The sequence below is a fragment of the Mesorhizobium sp. P3_A9 genome (assembly GCF_056402975.1).
The window spans coordinates 14,273-32,523 of the sequence record NZ_JBFUGJ010000037.1 but is presented as its reverse complement, the minus strand read 5'-3'; the positions used below and the strand labels follow the sequence as shown (position 1 = coordinate 32,523).

General features: G+C 64.5%; 14 protein-coding genes. 8 read left to right on the top strand and 6 right to left on the bottom strand.

Annotation, left to right across the window (positions count from 1 at the left end; all coding sequences use genetic code 11):
* The first annotated feature begins 78 nt into the window (after window positions 1-78).
* The 6 genes from AC1DX0_RS08985 (at window position 79) to AC1DX0_RS08960 (ending at window position 6,823) form a co-directional block, all read left to right on the top strand.
* Window positions 79-1,092: an ABC transporter permease gene (locus tag AC1DX0_RS08985; RefSeq protein WP_477218470.1), complete on the top strand. Its 1,014-nt coding sequence runs from the start codon at window positions 79-81 to the stop codon at window positions 1,090-1,092.
* The gene (locus AC1DX0_RS08980; protein ID WP_477355046.1) at window positions 1,092-1,934 is read left to right on the top strand and encodes an ABC transporter permease; all 843 of its coding nucleotides are present in this window, start codon (window positions 1,092-1,094) and stop codon (window positions 1,932-1,934) included. The genes AC1DX0_RS08985 and AC1DX0_RS08980 overlap by 1 nt, the downstream gene beginning before the upstream one ends.
* 3 nt (window positions 1,935-1,937) lie before the next feature.
* Window positions 1,938-3,014, top strand: a complete 1,077-nt coding sequence (locus AC1DX0_RS08975; protein ID WP_477218468.1) for an ABC transporter ATP-binding protein — start codon at window positions 1,938-1,940, stop codon at window positions 3,012-3,014.
* A complete protein-coding gene (locus tag AC1DX0_RS08970; protein ID WP_477218467.1) occupies window positions 3,011-4,051 on the top strand; it encodes an ABC transporter ATP-binding protein in 1,041 nt (346 codons plus the stop codon). The genes AC1DX0_RS08975 and AC1DX0_RS08970 overlap by 4 nt, the downstream gene beginning before the upstream one ends.
* A gap of 78 nt (window positions 4,052-4,129) precedes the next feature.
* Window positions 4,130-5,368, top strand: coding sequence for a CaiB/BaiF CoA transferase family protein (locus AC1DX0_RS08965; protein WP_477219087.1), 1,239 nt, complete (start codon window positions 4,130-4,132; stop codon window positions 5,366-5,368).
* Between the two features lie 18 nt (window positions 5,369-5,386).
* Entirely contained in the window at window positions 5,387-6,823 is a 1,437-nt protein-coding gene (locus tag AC1DX0_RS08960) for an NAD-dependent succinate-semialdehyde dehydrogenase (RefSeq protein WP_477218466.1), read from the top strand.
* Window positions 6,824-6,856: 33 nt separating this feature from the next.
* Here AC1DX0_RS08960 and AC1DX0_RS08955 read toward each other — a convergent pair whose 3' ends face one another.
* Complete coding sequence (locus tag AC1DX0_RS08955; RefSeq protein WP_477218465.1) at window positions 6,857-7,495, bottom strand: class II aldolase/adducin family protein; 639 nt, start codon at window positions 7,493-7,495, stop codon at window positions 6,857-6,859.
* The gene (gene otnK / locus AC1DX0_RS08950; protein ID WP_477355043.1) at window positions 7,495-8,871 is read right to left on the bottom strand and encodes a 3-oxo-tetronate kinase; all 1,377 of its coding nucleotides are present in this window, start codon (window positions 8,869-8,871) and stop codon (window positions 7,495-7,497) included. The genes AC1DX0_RS08955 and otnK overlap by 1 nt, the downstream gene beginning before the upstream one ends.
* Window positions 8,872-9,002: 131 nt before the next feature.
* Here otnK and AC1DX0_RS08945 point away from each other — a divergent pair, with 131 nt between their 5' ends.
* Entirely contained in the window at window positions 9,003-9,740 is a 738-nt protein-coding gene (locus AC1DX0_RS08945; protein ID WP_477218463.1) for a GntR family transcriptional regulator, read from the top strand.
* A gap of 33 nt (window positions 9,741-9,773) precedes the next feature.
* Here AC1DX0_RS08945 and AC1DX0_RS08940 read toward each other — a convergent pair whose 3' ends face one another.
* The 4 genes from AC1DX0_RS08940 to AC1DX0_RS08925 all read right to left on the bottom strand — a co-directional run bounded on the left by AC1DX0_RS08940 (window position 9,774) and on the right by AC1DX0_RS08925 (window position 15,967).
* Entirely contained in the window at window positions 9,774-11,003 is a 1,230-nt protein-coding gene (locus AC1DX0_RS08940) for an aminotransferase class III-fold pyridoxal phosphate-dependent enzyme (RefSeq protein ID WP_477218462.1), read from the bottom strand.
* Between the two features lie 120 nt (window positions 11,004-11,123).
* Window positions 11,124-12,686, bottom strand: coding sequence for an ABC transporter substrate-binding protein (locus tag AC1DX0_RS08935; RefSeq protein ID WP_477219086.1), 1,563 nt, complete (start codon window positions 12,684-12,686; stop codon window positions 11,124-11,126).
* Window positions 12,687-12,770: 84 nt separating this feature from the next.
* Complete coding sequence (locus AC1DX0_RS08930) at window positions 12,771-14,945, bottom strand: alpha-ketoacid dehydrogenase subunit alpha/beta (protein ID WP_477218461.1); 2,175 nt, start codon at window positions 14,943-14,945, stop codon at window positions 12,771-12,773.
* Between the two features lie 242 nt (window positions 14,946-15,187).
* The gene (locus AC1DX0_RS08925) at window positions 15,188-15,967 is read right to left on the bottom strand and encodes a helix-turn-helix transcriptional regulator (protein WP_477355040.1); all 780 of its coding nucleotides are present in this window, start codon (window positions 15,965-15,967) and stop codon (window positions 15,188-15,190) included.
* A gap of 142 nt (window positions 15,968-16,109) precedes the next feature.
* Here AC1DX0_RS08925 and AC1DX0_RS08920 point away from each other — a divergent pair, with 142 nt between their 5' ends.
* Window positions 16,110-18,239 carry a hydantoinase/oxoprolinase family protein gene (locus tag AC1DX0_RS08920; protein ID WP_477355049.1) on the top strand — a complete coding sequence of 710 codons (2,130 nt, stop codon included), beginning with the start codon at window positions 16,110-16,112 and terminating at the stop codon, window positions 18,237-18,239.
* Window positions 18,240-18,251: the final 12 nt, after the last annotated feature.

Here is an 18,251-nt window from a genome sequence, read left to right as displayed (position 1 = left end):
CTGTCAATATGTCCCCTCGATGGCATCTTCCAGCGCCTTGTGCCATCTTACGAAGCCCGTCCTTGTGAAGGTAGCCACGTGTCCCGCTATATTTTGCGCCGGCTTATCGCGATGCCGTTCCTGGTACTCGGCATCGTCACCATTGCTTTTCTGATCACCACCGTGACCAAGGGCGATCCGCTGACGGCGATCGTCGCCGAGCAGCAGATGAGCAACCCCGAAGTGGTCGCCGCCGCCAAGGCCCGCTGGGGTTTGGATCGTCCTCTGCCGGAACGCTATATGATATATCTCGGCAATCTGTTGAGCGGCGACCTCGGCACGTCCTTCATCACCAAGCGCAATGTCGGCACCGACATTCTCTATCGCTTGCCGGCAACGCTGGAACTGGTCTTTGCCGCGATGATCTTCGGCACCACGCTCGGCATCGTGCTTGGGGTTCTGGCCGCCTATTTCCGCAACAGCCTGATCGACCATGGCGCGCGGCTGTTTGCCCTGTTCGGCTCGTCGCTGCCGGTGTTCTGGTCTGGCCTTGGTCTGCTCTTCATCTTCTCGGTCATGCTGAATTGGCTGCCGGGGCCGGGCCGGCTGGATGCCCGGCTGCCGCTGCCGCCCGGCATCACCGGATTCCTGACCATCGATTCGCTGCTCGCCGGCAACCTCACCGTCTTCAAGGATGCGCTGTGGCATCTGCTGTTGCCGGCTTTCGTGCTCGGCTGGACGGTATCGGGAACCATATCGCGGCTGGTTCGCGCCAACATGCTTGATGTGATGAGCCGCGAATTCGTGCTCACCGCGCGTGCCAAGGGCGCGAGCGAGTTCCGTGTCGTCATCGTGCATGCGCTGCGCAACACCATGGTGCCGACGCTGACCGTCATCGGCTATTCCTTCGCCTATCTGATCACCGGCGCGGTGCTGACCGAGACCATCTTTTCCTGGCCGGGCATGGGCTCCTATGCGGTCGAAGCGGCGCGCGCCCTCGACTTCCCGGCGATCATCGGCGTCACCATTGTCGGCGGCCTCGCCTTCCTGGTCACCAACCTCATCACCGACATCCTCTATGTCGTCGCCAATCCGCGGGTGAGGTTGAGCTGATGTCGGCTGTCGTCACCAAGTCCCGTTCCGCCGCCATCCCCGAATGGCTGACCGCCCCCTTGGTCATCGGCACGGTCGTCATCCTCTTCTGGCTGTTCATGACCGTGTTCGCCRATCTGGTGGTGCAGTTCGATCCGCTGGAAATGGTTGCCCGCCGCCTGCAACCGCCGAGCTGGGCGCATTGGCTCGGCACTGACGCACTCGGCCGCGACGTGCTGGCCCGCACCTTGCACGGCGCGGCGCATTCGCTGCCGATCGCGGTTCTGGTCGTCGTCTCGGCCGTCGTCATCGGCTCGCTGCTCGGCGCCATCTCCGGCTTCGTCGGCGGCCTGACGGGTGCCGCGATCATGCGGCTGGTCGACATCACTCTGTCCTTCCCGCCGATGCTGCTCGCCATGGCTGTCGCAGCCTCGCTCGGTCCCGGCCTCGGCAATGCCGCCATCGCCATGGTGCTGGTCTGGTGGCCGGTCTACGCCCGGCTGATGCGGGCGCWGGTGCTGGAAGTGAAGGAGCGCGAGCATGTCGAGGCGGCGATCGCCGCCGGCGCCAGGCCACGCCGGGTGTTGTTCACGCACATATTGCCGCTCTGCTGGACCCCGGTGCTGATCAGCGCCACCATGGATCTCGGCCAGGTCGTGCTGCTTGCCGCGTCGCTGAGCTTCATCGGCCTCGGCGCCACCCCGCCGACACCCGAATGGGGATCGATGATCTCCGACGGCGCCGTGCATTTCTATCAATGGTGGATCGCCTTCGGCCCCGGCGTCGCCATCCTCACCATCGTGCTCGGCTTCAACTTCATCGGCGATGGCCTGCGCGACATTCTCGATCCAAGGTCGGATTAGGCGATGAGCGCACAGCTATCTTCAGCGCGCTCCGGCGCGGTTGACAAGCCAGGCGAGCGCGAGCCGCTGCTGTCCATTCGCGGCTTGCGGGTCGGGTTCCGCAAGGCCGGCAACCAGTTCGAGGCGGTGCGCGGCATCGACCTCGACGTTGCCAAGGGCGAGGTTGTCGGCATTGTCGGCGAATCCGGCTCGGGCAAGTCGGTCGGCATGCTTGCTGCTCTGGGCCTGACCTCGAAGAACGCTGTCGTAACCGGTTCGGTCCGCTTCAAGGGCGAGGAACTGGTCGGCAAGCCGGCGCGCGAAATGCGCAAGATCAGGGGCGCGCGCATCGCCATGATCTTTCAGGATCCGCTGTCCTCGCTGAACCCGGTGATGACCGTCGGCGCCCAGATCGCCGAGGCGGTCAGGCTGCATCAGCGCGTCACCCGCAAGCAGGCGATGGCGCGCGCGGTCGAACTGCTCAACCTGGTGTCGATCCCGCAGCCGGAACGGCGTGCCAGCCAGTACCCGCATGAATTCTCCGGCGGCATGCGCCAGCGCGCGGTCATCGCCATGGCCGTTGCCAATGACCCCGATTTGTTGATCGCAGACGAGCCGACCACCGCGCTCGACGTCACGGTGCAGGCGCAGATCCTGGCCGTGCTGCGCTCGCTGCAAGAGCGGCTCGGYCTSGGCCTGGTGCTGATCACCCACGACCTCGGCGTCGTCGCCGGCCATGCCGACCGTGTCGCCGTCGTCTATTCCGGCCGCGTCGTCGAGCAGGCCACCGTGTCGGAGCTGTTCGCCGACCCGCGCCACCCCTACACGCGCGGCCTCATCGCCTCGATCCCCAACCTCGAGGAAAGCCGCGAGCGGCTTTTTTCGATCGATGGTTCGCCGCCCGCACTCGGCCGTCTACCGGGTGGCTGCGCCTTCCATCCGCGCTGCATCCATGCCGAGGCGCGTTGCCGGGTCGAGGATCCGCCGCTGCATGACATTGGCGGCCGCTTCTCGGCCTGTCATTTCGCGACGACCTTGCCGCCTTTCCACAGCGCCGTGCTGGCGGCGGCAAGCCTGGAGACTGGACGCGTGGCCCCATGAACGCAGCAGCGGAGCAAGTTCAAGCTGAAACCAGGCCAGCGCCGGAAGCAGCGCTATCGGTTCGTCATCTGGTCAAGGATTTTCCGGTTCGCGGTGGCCTCGTCTTCGACCGCGCGGTTGCCCATGTCCGTGCGGTCGCCGATGTTTCCTTCGACGTGGCACCAGGCGAGACGCTGGGCCTGGTCGGTGAATCCGGCTGCGGCAAGTCGACCCTCGGACGCTGCCTGATGCGGCTGATCGAACCGACCAGTGGCGAAAGCTGGTTCCGTGGCCAGAACCTTTTGGCGCTGAACCATGAGGAGATGCGCCTGATGCGGCGCTACATCCAGCTCGTCTTCCAGGATCCCTACGGGTCGCTGCATCCGCGCATGCGCATAGCCGACAACATCGCCGAGCCGCTGCGCATGAGCGACATGTCGAAGGCCGACCGCCGAGCCCGCGTTGCCGAACTGCTCGAACTGGTGCGGCTCAATCCGGAGCATGGCAAGCGCTATCCGCACGAACTCTCCGGCGGCCAGCGCCAGCGCGTCGTCATCGCCCGCGCGCTCGCACTCAACCCGCAAGTGGTGATCCTCGACGAGCCTGTCTCGGCGCTCGATGTCTCGGTGCAGGCAGGTGTGCTCAATTTGCTCAAGGATATCCAGCAGTCCTTCGGCACATCCTATCTGTTCATCGCCCACGATCTCTCGGTCGTGCGCCACATCTCGCACCATGTCGCGGTCATGTATCTCGGCAAGATCGTCGAGATCGCACCGGCTGCCGAGCTCTATTCCAGGGCACTGCATCCCTACACCCAGGCGCTTCTGTCGGCCGTGCCGCTCGCCAACCCCGAGAAGGAACGCAAGCGCGAGCGGATCGTGCTGACCGGCGACGTGCCGAGCCCGCTCAACCCGCCGTCGGGCTGCCGCTTCCGCACGCGCTGCTTCAAGGCGCAAGCGATCTGCGCCTCAGCCGAGCCGCCGCTCGGCCCGTCCGGGGAAAAGCATCGCGTCGCCTGTCATTTCCCGGAACCGGTCAACACCTTCAGGACCGTCTGACAGGTTGGCCAGGCAGCTGCCGAATTACCCGCGAAGGATTGCGATGTGACTGAAGCCCACACCAACGATGCCGGCATAATGGGCCGGGCGCGCCTGCCGCTCGAAGGCATCAAGGTTCTCGACCTCTCGCGCGTGCTCGCCGGTCCATGGGCGACGATGAGCCTGGCCGATCTCGGCGCCGAGGTCTGGAAGATCGAGAACATCGATGGCGGCGACGACACCCGCGCCTGGTCGGTGCCGAGCTACAAGGGCGTCTCTACCTACTATCTCTGCGCCAATCGCGGCAAGCAGAGCGTCGCGCTCGATATGAAGAGCCCGCAGGGCCTGGCGATCGTGCGCGAGCTGGCGGCCAAGGCCGACATCGTCGTCGAGAATTTCCGCTCCGGCACCGCCGACCGTCTTGGCGTCGGCTACAAGGAGCTCAGCGCCTCCAACCCGCGGCTGATCTACTGCTCGATCTCCGGCTACGGCCAGACCGGGCCCGATGCCGGCCGGCCCGGCTATGATTTCGTCATGCAGGCCGAGAGTGGTCTGATGGCCATCACCGGCGAGAGCGACGGCGAGCCGATGCGTGTCGGCGTCGCCATCACCGATATCGTCTGCGGGATGGTCGCGACGCAGTCGATCCTGGCCGCACTCTATGAGCGAACAACCACCGGGAAGGGGCAGTTCCTCGACCTGTCATTGATCGACTGTGCGCTCAGCCTCTTGATCAATGTCGGCAGTGGCTACCTCAACACCGGTCGCGAGGTGGCTCGTTACGGCAACGCCCATCCGACCGTCGTCCCCTACCAGATATTCGAAGCCGCTGACGGCGGCTTTGCCTTGGCGGTTGGCAATGACCGCCAGTTCGCCGCGCTGTGCGAGCAGGTGGTTGATCTTCCGCACTTGGCAAAGGACCAGCGCTTCATCAAGGCAGGCGCGCGCGCTACCAACCGCGAGGCGTTGATCCCGCAACTCGGCGCCGTTTTCCGGACGCAAACGCGCGGTCACTGGATGGCGGCCTGTGCCGCGGCCAGCGTTCCGGCCGGCATGGTGAAGTCGATACCGGAAGTCTTCGACAGCCCGAATGTGCGCGAGCGCGGCCTCGTCCACACCTTGCCGCATCCGCATCTCGGTTCCGTCGCCATGGTGCGCCCGGCGCAAGGGCTCGCCGCGCAGCTGACCGCCGACTTCACGGCGCCGCCCATGCTCGGCCAAGACACGGCCGCCGTACTCACGGATATTCTCGGCTACAGCCCCGAGACCATCGACCAACTGATCGGCACTGGCGCCATCGGCATTTACACGCCTGCCGCCGAGCCTGTTCACGCCTGACCTTTCACGGAGCCTGCAATGTATCCCGATGTTCATCTGCATATTGATGGCTCGTGGCGCCCCGCGCGGGGTGGACGCACCATGCCCATCGTCAATCCGGCGACGGAAGCCGAGCTTGGATCGCTCGCCCATGCCGGCATCGATGATCTTGATGAAGCGCTCGCCGCCGCCGCCAAGGGCTTCGAGACCTGGCGGCGCGTCTCTCCCTTTGACCGCTCCAAGCTGATGCGCAAGGCCGCCACCATCCTGCGTGAGCGCAACAAGCATATCGCGACGCTGATGACGCTGGAGCAGGGCAAGCCGATCGCCGAATCGCGCATGGAGGCGTTCGCAGCCGCCGACATCATCGACTGGTTCGCCGAGGAAGCGCGGCGCAGCTACGGCCGCATCGTGCCGGCGCGGCTTGAGGGCGTCAGCCAGTCGGTGGTCAAGGAACCCGTCGGCCCGGTGGCCGCCTTCACACCTTGGAATTTCCCGCTTAACCAGGCGGTGCGCAAACTGTCGGCGGCGCTCGCCGCCGGCTGCTCGATCATCATCAAGGGACCGGAAGAGACGCCGGCTTCACCCGCCGAACTGGTGCGCGTCTTTGTCGATGCCGGTCTGCCCGACGGCGTCTTGAACCTGGTCTATGGCACCCCGTCGGAAATCTCGGCCTATCTCATTCCGCATCCGGTGATCCGCAAGATCTCGTTCACGGGCTCGACGCCGGTCGGCAAGCAGCTGGCGTCGCTTGCCGGACTGCACATGAAACGCGCGACGATGGAATTGGGCGGCCATGCGCCGGTCATCGTTCTGCCCGACGCCGATCTCGACCGCGCCGCGCGTTCGATGGTGGCGTCCAAATTCCGCAATGCCGGCCAGATCTGCGTGGCGCCGACACGCTTCCTTGTCGACAACGCGGTCTATGATGATTTCGTCGGCCGCTTCGCCGAAGCCACAAGCCGGATCAAGGTCGGCGATGGTCTCGCTGAAGGCACGACCATGGGTCCGCTCGCCAATCCGCGCCGCGTGCAGGCGATGGAGGAACTGGTTCACGATGCCGTGCAGAAAGGCGCCGAGCTCGTCACCGGCGGCAAGCGCATCGGTAATTCCGGCTATTTCTTCGAGCCGACCATCCTGTCTGGCATCGGCGCCGATGCCCGGGCCATGAATGAGGAGCCGTTTGGCCCGCTGGCGCTGATGACTCCGGTGAATGGACTCGACGAGGCGCTCGCGGAAGCCAACCGGCTGAACTACGGCCTCGCCGCCTATGGCTTCACCCGCTCGGCGGCAAGTGCCTCAAAAATGTCGTCGGGCATCGCCAGCGGCATGGTGTCGATCAACCATTATGGCCTGGCCCTGCCGGAGGTGCCGTTCGGCGGCATCAACGATTCCGGCAATGGCACCGAGGGCGGCGCCGACGCACTGGAAAGCTATCTCAACTCGAAGTTCTTCTCGCATCTGCAAGTCTACTGAAACCGACGCCTGTCTGAGTCAAACTTCGTCCAGTTATTTCTGTTGGCCGTAACTCTTGTAGCGTCCGCGAATGGCGGCGAGTTCGGTCTCGCCGATCAGCACCGGCGTGCCGGCGCTGCGTGCGAGCAGATATTGCCGCGCCAGGGTTTCGAGCTTGACGGTGCGGATGAGCGCTGTGTCGAGATCGCCGCCGAAGGCGATCATGCCGTGATTGGCGAGCAGGCAGGCATTGCGGTCCTTGAGCGCCACAACAGCCACCTTGGCCAGTTCGCTCGATGCAAACAGCGCATAATCCGAGCAACGCACATCGTCGCCGCCGAAGCCAGCGACCATGTAGTGAAACAGGGGCAATCCTTCGCGCAGGCAGGACAGCGCCACGCAATGGTCGGGATGGGCATGCACCACGGCGCCGGCCCCCGGGAAAGCCTTGTAGATTTCGGCATGCATTTCCCATTCGCTCGATGGCTTGAATGCACCGTCCCAGGATCCATCGAGCTGCATCGCCACCATCTGCTCCGGCCGAAGCGCTTTTGTGGCTATCCCTGTCGGTGTGACCAGCATGCCGCTTGGCGTGCGCACGCTGATATTGCCTGTCGTGCCGACATTCATTCCGCTGGCGTCCAGGGTCTCCGTCGCGGCGATCAGAGTGGCGCGTGCGATGTCGGTATCCATTACGATGCTTTCCCCGGGGTTGGCCCTGTGGTCGATTTTGCCGGTGGCCATGTTTCGATTGYCGGTGCAATGGTTCTTGCCCGCGTCATGTCTTGCAGCACGTCGGCGAAGATGTCGGGGCCGCCGAGCTTTCCCGATTTCAGCATCAGCGCCAGCGGGTCGTCGGGCAGGCCGGGCAGATGGGCGATGGCGCGCGACAGGCCGGGCCCCTGATAGGCGCCCATGGCAATCCCCGTGATGCCGAGCGCCTTGATGACCGAGCCGGCGGTCTCGCCGCCGGCGACGACCAATCGCCGCACACCGAAATCGCGCACGAGGATGTGCGCAATCTCGGCGAGGATTTCTTCCGCCTTTGCCGCGGCCGCGTCACGGCCATGTGCCTGCTGTAGTGCCTCAACCGTGGCCTGCGATGCAGTCGTCGCTATAGCGATCATTGCGTTGGGCAGATGCTGCTCGGCAAAGGCTCGCGCTTGCGCCACGACATCGGCGCCGGCGAAGGCGCCGGCAAGGTCGATCGTCAGCAACGGATTGTCCTGCGCGAAGCGCTCAAGCTGTTCGATGGTGCGGTCGGCGACGCTGCCGGCCAGCACCGCCGCCGCGCCGTCCACGGCCGGCAGGCTGGCGGCCACCAGATCGCTTGGGTTTAGCAGCCCATGCGCCAGCCAGGCCGGCGGCAGATGCGCGGCGACCGAGGAGTTGCCGGTCATCAGCGGCAGGTCGAAGGCGGCTTCCGCGATCGCCGCCAGGTCGCGCTCGCGGAGCGTGTCGGTGACCAGCAGTGTCTCGCCCCGCGCGCTCTTCTCCCGCACGGCAGCGCGGATGGCTTCGGGGCCGGCATCAATGGTGAGGTACGGCACCAGTCCAGCCTTCCCCTTGCTTTGCGCCTGCAGCACGCGGACCAGATTGGAATCGGTCATCGGCGTCAGCGGATCGAAACGTTTGGGCGATTCGGCCAGCAACTGCGAACCGCCGAACATATGCCCCTGATAGACGGTGCGACCGGTCTCGCACAGCGCCGGCGCGAACAGTGTCACGCCGCCGCCAAGCCGTTCGAGCAGCGCTTCCGCGCAGGGGCCGATATTGCCGGCAGGTGTGGAATCGAAGGTCGCGCAATATTTGAAGAAAATCTGCCGCGCGCCAGCCTCGATCAACCGGTCGGCGGCATCAAGTACCTGGCGCACCGCGTCGTCGGCGGCGATAACGCGGGTTTTCAGCAGGATCACATGGGCAAGATTGCCCGATAGGATTGGCGCCTCCAACCCGACGGTGCAGCCTGTCGGGACGCCGCGCGCGACCAGCATCGACGCCAGTTCGGTGCCACCGGTCAGATCATCGGCAATGGCACCGAACAGAAGGGAAGGCCTCGACGCGGTCATGCGGCTCGTTCCCCTGATTTTTTGGTTTCGATGGCGTGTCCGATGCCGATGGCCAGGCCCATCGTGATATCATATACACAGCCCGCTCGACTCAGGCGACGCCTGCGCCACCGCAAGGACGGAGACTGGATGTGACTGCTTCCATCGCGCCGATCGCGCGCGACAATCTGACGACCCGCGTCTACGAAGAGCTGCGCCGCGCCATGATGGAAGGCCGCTTCTGGCCGGGGCATCGCTTCAAGATCCGTGACCTTGCCGCCAGCCTGCAGGTGTCCGAGACGCCGGTGCGCGAGGCGCTGATGCAGCTGGTGCGCGAAAAGGGCCTGGAGATGGAAGCGGGCCGGTCGATCACCGTCGCCCAGTTGTCGCTCGCCCAGTATCTGGAGCTGCGCAGCATTCGCCTGCATCTCGAAGGCATGGCTGGTGCCGCGGCGACGACGCGCATCGAACCGCGCGAGATCGATCGCCTGGCGGCGGTGCATGAGAGACTGATCGCCGACGAGGACAATGGCCGCTGGTTCGAAGCCGTCCGCGACAACTGGGAATTCCACCACTCGATCTACCAGGCGGCGGGCATGCCGGAACTGCTCGCCATCATCGAGGGCATCTGGCTGCGCAATGGCCCGCTGGTGAACTATCAGTATCCGAATGCCAGGCCGACCTATGATGGCCGTCACCGCCATCTCGACATCCTCGACGCGCTGCGCGCCCGCGACGAGAACGGCGTGCGCAAGGGCATCCAGCAGGACATGATCGAAGGCGGCCGCTTGCTGGTCAAGGTGCTCGAGCGGCTGAATGACGGCGCGGTCACCCCGGAGGAACTGCGCCGCGCGGCGCAGAACGGCCGCCTGGTGTCGGCGGCCAGCTGAGTTTTTTATACTCTCGCGCAGCATAGTGCCTGCTCACGCCACCTGCGCCGCCGCGGCCATGCCGGCATCGGCGGCCTGCAGCGCCAAGTCCACGTCCTTCGCGGTGTGCGCGGCGCTCAGGAACATGTTGTGCCGGGGGTGGAAATAGGCGCCCTCGCGCAAGGCGGCCGAGCAAAAGGCAGCGGCCTTCTTGAACTCGGCATCGCCGTCGAACAGCACCATCGGCATCGACACCGGCCCGGTCTGGCGAAGCGAAAGGCCATGCTTCTTCGCCGCTGCATCGAGCCCCGAGCGCAATCTCTCACCGGCCGCATTCATGCTCGCGATCGCGTTGGTGTCGCGCAGCGTCTTGATGGTGGCGATCGCCGCGGCCATGGCGACGGCGCCATACCAGAACGAGCCCGTCACATAGACCTTGGTCGCGGCTTCGCGGAACCGGTCGGTGCCGGTGATGGCGGCGAGCGGATAGCCATTGGCGATCGCCTTCGAGAAAGCGGAAAGGTCGGGCCGCACACCCAGCGGCTCCCAGCTGCCGGCGAGATCGATGCGGAACCCGGCCCTGACATCATCGACGATCAGTGCCGCATCGGCGGCGGTGGTGAGGTCGCGCGCGCGCTTGGCAAAAGCCGCCGTCGGCAGTTCCTGGTCGCGGGCAATGTCGTGGCGGAAGGCGGTGACGACGACAGCGGCAAGGTCATTGCCGGCTTGCTCGACGGCCGCTTCCAGGCTGGCGACGTCATTGTAGTCGAAATGGATCAGATGAGCGCGATCCTCGGCGGTGACGCCGGCAAGCGAGGGCGTGCACCACGGCACCGCGCCATGATAGGAGCCGCGCGCCACCAGCACCTTGCGCCGGCCGGTGCCGGCGCGCGCGATGGTCACRCAGGCCGTGGTGGCGTCGGTGCCGTTCTTCTGCAGCATCGCCCAGTCGGCGTGAGCGACAGTCTTGACCAGCAGCTCGGCCAGTTCGACCAGCACTTCGCCGGGGCCATTCATCGCGTCGCCGAGACTGCGCTGCCGCGCCGCCGCTTCCTCGACCGCCTGGTGGTGATGGCCTAGGATGTTCGGACCCCAGCTGCACATCAAATCGATGTATTCGCGGCCGTCGACATCCCAGACCCGGCAGCCATCGGCGCGCTCGAAGAACTGCGGATAGGCCGAGCCGAGATAGCGAGTGGCCATATGCCCCCACATGCCGCCCGGAATGACCGAGGCCGCGCGCTCGCGCAGCAGCTGGTCCTTGGAGTTGATCAGGGAAGGCATGATGAGGTCTCCGTATTGATATATCATATATTGAATTTGACTGCTGGAAGAACAGGATTTGTCGATCTTCCGAAGTGGGAGAAACGGGAGGCGGTTGGCCGCCTCCCGCGATCTGTTGGCTCAGTGGCTGAGTTCGGCCAGCGGCAGGTTGCAGCAGGCGCTGTAGCGCACGCCCTTGACGTCGGACTTGTAGGCCAGGATCAGGTTCGGGCTGACCAGCGGCAGGATGATCCTGTCCTTGATCATTTCTTCGCCGATCTGGTGCCACAGCTTGGCGGCCTCATCACCGCTTGCCGCCAAAGCTGCCTTGTAGAGGTCTGCTTCTTTCGGGTTGATAACCGATGGGTCGCGCTCCGCGCCGGCACGGCGCGACCATGGGCTGCCCTTGGTCATGGCGAAATAATCGACATACTGCGAGGTGCCGTAATAGTCCGGCGCGTAGAACACGGCGGTCATCGGGATGCCATCGCCGTTGACGCGCTCGCGCCAGTTGGCGAAGGGAATCGGCTGCAGGTCAAGCTTGATGTTGGCCTTGGCCAGATCCTGCTGGACCTTCTGCATCAGCAGCGAGAGATCAACGCCATAGACGTTCATGCCCGGAAAGGCCGCTTCCATCTCGAAACCGTCGGCATGGCCGGCCTTGGCCAGCAGCTCCTTCGCCTTGGCGAGATCATAGGGCTGCGCCTCGAAACCCGAACCGCCGGGGAAACCGAGCGGGATCGGCGCGCTGATCAGCTGGCCCTCGGAGCCGATGGTGAAGTCGAGGATGCTGGGGCGGTCAAGCGCAAGCGAGATCGCCTCGCGCACGTCCGGAGTGAGCGGCACYTTGTTGGCCTTGGCGCCGGGCGAGAGCGCGACGTAGATAAAATTGTAGGACGGCACGGTCTCGATCTTGACGTCGCTGCCGGTCATCGTCTTGGCGGTGTCCGGGTCGATCTGCATGGCGATGTCGGCGGTGCCGCTCTGCAGCATCTGCGCTTGCGCCACCGCGTCCTTGGTCTGACGGATGACGACTTCGCTCAACGCCGGCGCGGTGCGCCAGTACTTGTCGTTGCGCACCAGGCGCAGCTCCGAATTCGGCTCATAGGATTTCAGCACGAACGGTGCGCTGCCGGCCGAATGCGCCAGGAACCAGGCCTCGGCATTGTCGGTGGTCGAGGCGTCCGCACCGGCCTTGGCGCCGGCTTCGGAAGCGACCTTGCTGTTGACGACAGCCGTGTAGGGCGCCGCCGCGATGTTGAGGAATTCCGAGCTCGGCGCCACCATCTTGACGACGACCGTGTGCGCGTCCGGGGTTTCGATCGAGGCGACATTGTCCATCAGGAAGGATGCGCTGCCCTTGAGGTTCTTCAGCCGCTCCCAAGACCATTTCACGTCCTTGGCTTCGACCGGCGAGCCGTCGGAGAATTTGGCGGCCGGGTCGAGCGTGAAGGTGAAGCTGGTCTGGTCGGCATTGCCTTCCCACTTGGAAGCCAAGAGCGGGATCAGCTTGTTGTCCTTGTCCAGCGTCAAGAGCGATTCATAGACGCTGGAATTGTAGATCTGGCAGGTGTCGCAGAAGGCGCGGTGCGGATCGAGCGAGTTGAGGTCGATGTTACGCGCGATGACCAGCGGCTTCTCGTCCTGTGCGAAGCTGGCTGGTGCCCAGAAGGCGCTGGTGGCCATGAGCACGGCCGCCAACATCGTCGCTCTGGTCTTGGTTCTCGGTAAGATGTTCATTTCAGTTCTCCCATTTTCTTGTCGGATCGTTGTGGCAATGCGTTCGCTTTATCCGCCCACGCCGGTGAGGGATCGAAGCGCGGCCTTGAGCTTGTCAGCGCCGCCCAGTGCGGCCCGGTTGAGCGGGGCCGATACGACGGGAGCCGAGAGGCTGCCCGTCACATGCAGGATCTCGTGATCGAGATAGTCGAACACGCGGTCCTGAATCTCCTGTGTCAGCCGTCCGCCGAGTGACAGGCCGCGCTGCACCTGCTCGACGACGGCGACCCGGTTGGTCTTGCGGATCGAGGCTTCCACCAACGGCCAGTCGAGCCCGGTCGGGTCGAGGCTGCGCAAATCGATGATCTCGGCATCGACGCCGGTTTCCTCGACCACTTGCCTCGCAACAGACACCATGCTGGCGCTGGTGAGCAGCGTGCAGGCACTGCCTGGCCTGACGATCCTGGCCTGGCCGAGCCGCACGCAATAGTCGCGGTCATCGCTCGGAACAGGACCTTCGCTCGCAAACAGTTCGACATGCTCGATGATGACGACCGGATCATCGCATTTCAGCGCCGAATTCATCAGGCCGACATAGTCGAAGGGCGTCGTCGGCGCGACGATGCGCCAGCCGGGATAGAGCGCGAACAGGCCGGACGGATCTCCCGAATGCTGCGAGCCATAGCCGGTGTGCGGCGAGACGCGCACCCGCACCACCATCGGCACCGGAAAGCCGCCGCCGAACATGTGGCGCACCTTGCTCACCGCGTTGAACAGTTGGTCGGCGGCGACCAGGCAGAAGTCGCCGAACATGATCTCGACGATCGGTCGCAAGCCGCAAAGCGCTGCGCCCAATGCCACGCCGACAAAACCGTTCTCGGCGATCGGCATGGCCAGCACGCGCTCGGGCCAGCGTTCCAGCGCGCCCTTGGTGGCGCCGGAGACGCCGCCGCGCAGCCGGTGCACATCCTCGCCCATGATGATGATGCGCGGGTCCTGTTCCATGGCGCGCGCGATCACCTCGGATGCGGCAACCATGAACTTGACCGGTCTGGTCTCGGCCGGCGGCACATCCTCGATCTCGAGGAAGCGCTCATCCCTGAGTTCCGACAGGTCGCCGCGGATCTGGTTGTCGACTTCGCCGGCGTCCGGCCACAGATAGTCGGGAATGCGCAGCGCGTTGCCGCTCATCTCGGTCAGCGAGTCGGCAGCGGTGTTGACCACGTCCATGACCCGCTGCTCGAGCGTGGCGAGGTCGGAGGCATTGAGGATGCCCATCGTCTTCAGCCGTGCCGCCATCGTGGTGAGCGGATCGCGTGCCTTCCAGGCGTCCTCCTCGGCCCGCGTACGGTAGCCGAATTCGCTGCCGGGCCGCGCGCCGCTCTGATGCAGGAAGCGGTAGCAGAGCGCCTCGACCAGCACCGGGCCGCCTTCCTCCTCGATCACCCGGCGCGCCTCGCGCGTGGCGTGATGGACCGCCACCACATCCATGCCGTCGCATTCGATGCCGCGAAAGCCCAACATCGGGCCGCGCGAGGCGAGCCGCGTCTCGCGGGTCTGTTCGTTGACATGGGTGGAGACGGCATAAAAATTGTTTTCGGCGAAGAAGATCACTGGCAGCCGGTAGAGCGCCGCGATGTTCATCGCCTCATAGGCCGGTCCCGCCATCATCGTGCCGTCGCCGAAGAAGGCGACCGAAATGTTGCCGCTGCCAAGCAGCTTGTCGGCCAGCGCGTAGCCCGCCGCATGCGGCAGGTTGCCACCGATGATGGCGCTGGTGCCCGGAATGCCGGAAGCGTCGTCACGCATATGCATCGAGCCGCCACGGCCGCCGCAATAGCCTGCGTTGAGACCCATGATCTCGGCCATCAAGCTGCGCACCGAGCCCTGCATGTCCGGATTGAATGCGTCGTGCAGCGGATCGAAACCGGCTGGCGTCTGTGCGTTGACCAGCTTGGCCAGCACCTGGTGATGGGCGCGGTGGGTGCCGTTGATGCGGTCGCCGGTGCGCAGCATCGACATCGCGCCGACCGCCGTCGCCTCCTGGCCGATACTGGCGTGTGCTGGCCCGTGCACCAGGCCGGCATTGGCAAGGTCGAGCACCTTTTCTTCGAACCGGCGGATCAGCAGCATCTGGTGATACCAGCGCACGAGGCTCGACACCTCGGCCGCGTTCCAGTCCGAAGCGTCGACATCGAGCCGCAACCAGGGCGCAGATGGCTGGATGGATGTCTGCTGGACCATTTAGCCTAGTTCCGTTTCGGTAGATGATATATCAAATATTCTCTCAGTCGATTGTGTCAGGCGATTTTCTGGACATGACACTGGCTTGCGGAGTCCGGCAGGTAAATGGAATTAAATTTCATTTTCTGCACGAAGCCGAGACTAAGCTGGGACGGCGCCGTTCCGCAAGAGGAATTTTGAGGCACGTGATCGGATCGTTCCGGCGGAACCGGAGGCCAATCTGCACAGGCATTGGAGACCGGCTATTGGTCCGCCCGATGCTGGAAAAACTGCAGGAACAGCTCCCGCTCGGTGGTGATGTCGAGCTTTTCATAGATACGTCGTCGGTGGTTCTTGACCGTGCCGACGGTGATGCCGAGACGCTCGGCGATGTTGGCGGTCGGATGGCCGGCGAGGATCAGCTGGACCAGTTCGCGCTCGCGCAGCGACAGTTCCGGCCACAGGCTCATCGGGATGGTCGGCTCCTGCCGCGGCGAGGCGCCGGGGCTGGTCGGCGCCGTCGTGCGGAAGAACTCGCGTCCGCGCGCGGTAATGTCGAGTGCGTGCAAGGCTGCAAATACCGGCAACCGTTCTTCCAATTGAGCAATCTCGCTGTCCTTGAACGCACTAGTCGAGCGATCGAGGAAGATGCCCAGGCACCAGTCGCCACCATCGGCCAGCATGATGCCGACCTCGTCGCAGATTTCWGAYTGCGCCAGGAAGCCGGCAATGTACTGGCCGCGCTTGGCSKCRTCGTCGGCRAGCCGCTTCAGCGGCATGATGCCSARYCTGCGCTCGCGCCGCCACGAGGCATAGAACGGGTCGAAGACRTAGTAATTGTCGAGATAGAGCCGGACCATCTCATCCGAGAAGCGCCGGTGCTTGACGAATTCCGGTGTCTGCGTCGCCGAATAGCGCGTCACCGTGACGAGGTCGTGCGCGATGTCGGCGCCGATCAGGTCGATCAGGCAGTCGACATGCCTGTCCGTGCCGGTGGCGGCGATCGCCCTGGCGAGCGGCGCCCAGATGGTCCCCATGCGCATGCCCTCTTCTCGGCGATCCCGGCCCAACCGTCATTGTGTCTTTAGGCATATGGCGCGAGGCCGCCTCTCGAATCTAGCCTAGCTTCATCCTAGACCAGATACCGAGGCGACCGTGACCCAACCCAATCCCTCTGCCCCGATAATTGGCAATCCGATCGTCATCGGTATCGACGCCGGCGGCACCATGACCGACACCATCCTTGTCGATCAGGACGGCCACTTCAAAATTGGCAAGTCGGCGACCACGCCGAAGAACGAGGCCGAGGGCTTCCTGGCGTCTGCCGAAGACGCGGCCGATGCCTGGGGCATTTCGCTGGAGTCGCTGTTTTCCGGCGTCAACGTCGTGCTCTATTCCGGCACCGGCATGCTCAACACGTTGCTGTCGCGCACCGGCCGCCGCCTCGGCCTGATCACCACCAAGGGCCTGGAAGACATGATCCTGATGGGCCGGGGCCTGCAGGCCTGGGCCGACTATTCCTATGCCGACCGGCTGCATGCGGTGACCCATCACCATCCCGATCCGCTGGTGCCGCGCCGCCGCACCCATGGTGTCACCGAGCGCATCGACCAGTTCGGCGACATCGTGCTGCCCCTCTATGAACATGAAGTCGCGACTGCCGCGAAAAAACTGATCGCCGACAAGGTCGAGGCGATCTGCATCATGACGATCTTCTCGCACGTCAATCCGGTGCACGAGAAGCGCATTGCCGAGATCTGCCGCGAGGAGATCGCAAAGGCCGGGGCCGACATCCTCGTCTACACCAGCCACGAGGTCCGCCCGGTCATCCGCGAACAGTCGCGGCTGAACTCGGTGCTGATCGAGGCCTATGCCACCTCGCGCGGCCGCAAGCAGCTTAGGGGCATCGAGGACGTCTCGAAGAAATACGGCTTCAAATATGGCGTGCAGACGCTGCTCTCCTTCGGCGGCCTGACCTCGATCAACCATCCGCGCCTGCACGAAACCATGATCTCCGGCCCGATCGGCGGCATCCTCGGAGCTGCCTATGTTGGCAAGCTGATCGGCAACGACTCGCTGATCTGCTCGGATATGGGCGGAACCTCCTTCGACATGGGCGTCATCTCGCGTGGCCAGACGCGGATCGAGAACGAGCCGCTGATGGATCGCTTCAAGCTCAACGTACCGACGCTGCATCTCGACACGATCGGCGCCGGCGCCGGTATGATCCTCAAGGTCGACCCGCTGACCAAGAAGGTCTCGCTCGGACCGGAAAGCGCCGGCTCCGATCCCGGCCCGATCTGCTTCGCCAAGGGCGGCACCGAGCCCACCATCGCCGATTGCGACGCCATCCTCGGCCGCCTCAATCCATATTATTTCCTCGGCGGCAAAGTCATCCTGCAGGTCGAAAAGGCGCGCAAGGCGTTCGAGGAAAAGTGCTCCAGMATCCTTGGCGTYGGSGTTGAGGAGGCCGCCGAAGGCATGATCGACATGCTGGAGGCCGACGCCAACAACGCATTGCGCCGCGTCATCTCCGGCCAGGGCATCCACCCCTCGGAATTCACGCTGCTATCCTATGGCGGCTCCGGCCCCCTGCATCTGGCCGGCTGTTCCAGGGGCATCGGCTTCAAGGACATCATCACCTTCCAGTTCGCCGCCGCCTTCTCGGCCTTCGGTTGCACCACGGCCGATTTCATGCGCCGCCATTCGGTGTCGACGCAGCACGACATCGGCGCTCGTGCCAGCGATGATGAACTGCTCGCCTTCGGCAAAAAGGTCACCACAGTCTGGAACGACCTGACCAAGGCCGCAGTCGACGAGATGATCACCGACGGCCACGCCCGCGACAAGATCAAGACGGTGCCGTTCCTGATGATGCGCTACACCGGCCAGCTCGAGGATGTCGAAGTCATGGCGCCGATCGCCGAGGTCAATTCGGCCGACGACATGCGCAGGGTTATCGACGAGTTCGAGGCGGTCTACGCCAAGGTCAACCACCGGGTGTCGCGCTATGGCGAGGCCGGCTTCACTATCACCGAACTCGGGTTGATCGCCACCGCCGACAAGGTCAAGCCGGTGCTGCTCAAGCGATCGCTCGGGAAGTCCGATCCGGCAGCCGCCCACAAGGGCGTGCGCGAGGCCTATATTGGCGGGCGCTGGCACAAGGCCAACCTCTACGAGATGGATCTCCTGCAGCCCGGCCATGAAGTGATCGGGCCAGCCATCATCGAACATCCCGCCACCACGCTCGTCGTTCATCCACAGGACCGTGTCCATGTCGATGAATGGACGCTGCTGCACTACACCCACGCTTGAGAGGGCACCGCC

Bases quoted from the DNA above. Each gene is read 5' to 3' on its own strand.
- AC1DX0_RS08930 (WP_477218461.1), bottom strand. From the start codon at position 14,945: ATGGTCCAGCAGACATCCATCCAGCCATCTGCGCCCTGGTTGCGGCTC.
- AC1DX0_RS08965 (WP_477219087.1), top strand. From the start codon at position 4,130: ATGGGCCGGGCGCGCCTGCCGCTCGAAGGCATCAAGGTTCTCGACCTC.
- AC1DX0_RS08970 (WP_477218467.1), top strand. From the start codon at position 3,011: ATGAACGCAGCAGCGGAGCAAGTTCAAGCTGAAACCAGGCCAGCGCCG.
- AC1DX0_RS08960 (WP_477218466.1), top strand. From the start codon at position 5,387: ATGTATCCCGATGTTCATCTGCATATTGATGGCTCGTGGCGCCCCGCG.
- AC1DX0_RS08955 (WP_477218465.1), bottom strand. From the start codon at position 7,495: ATGGATACCGACATCGCACGCGCCACTCTGATCGCCGCGACGGAGACC.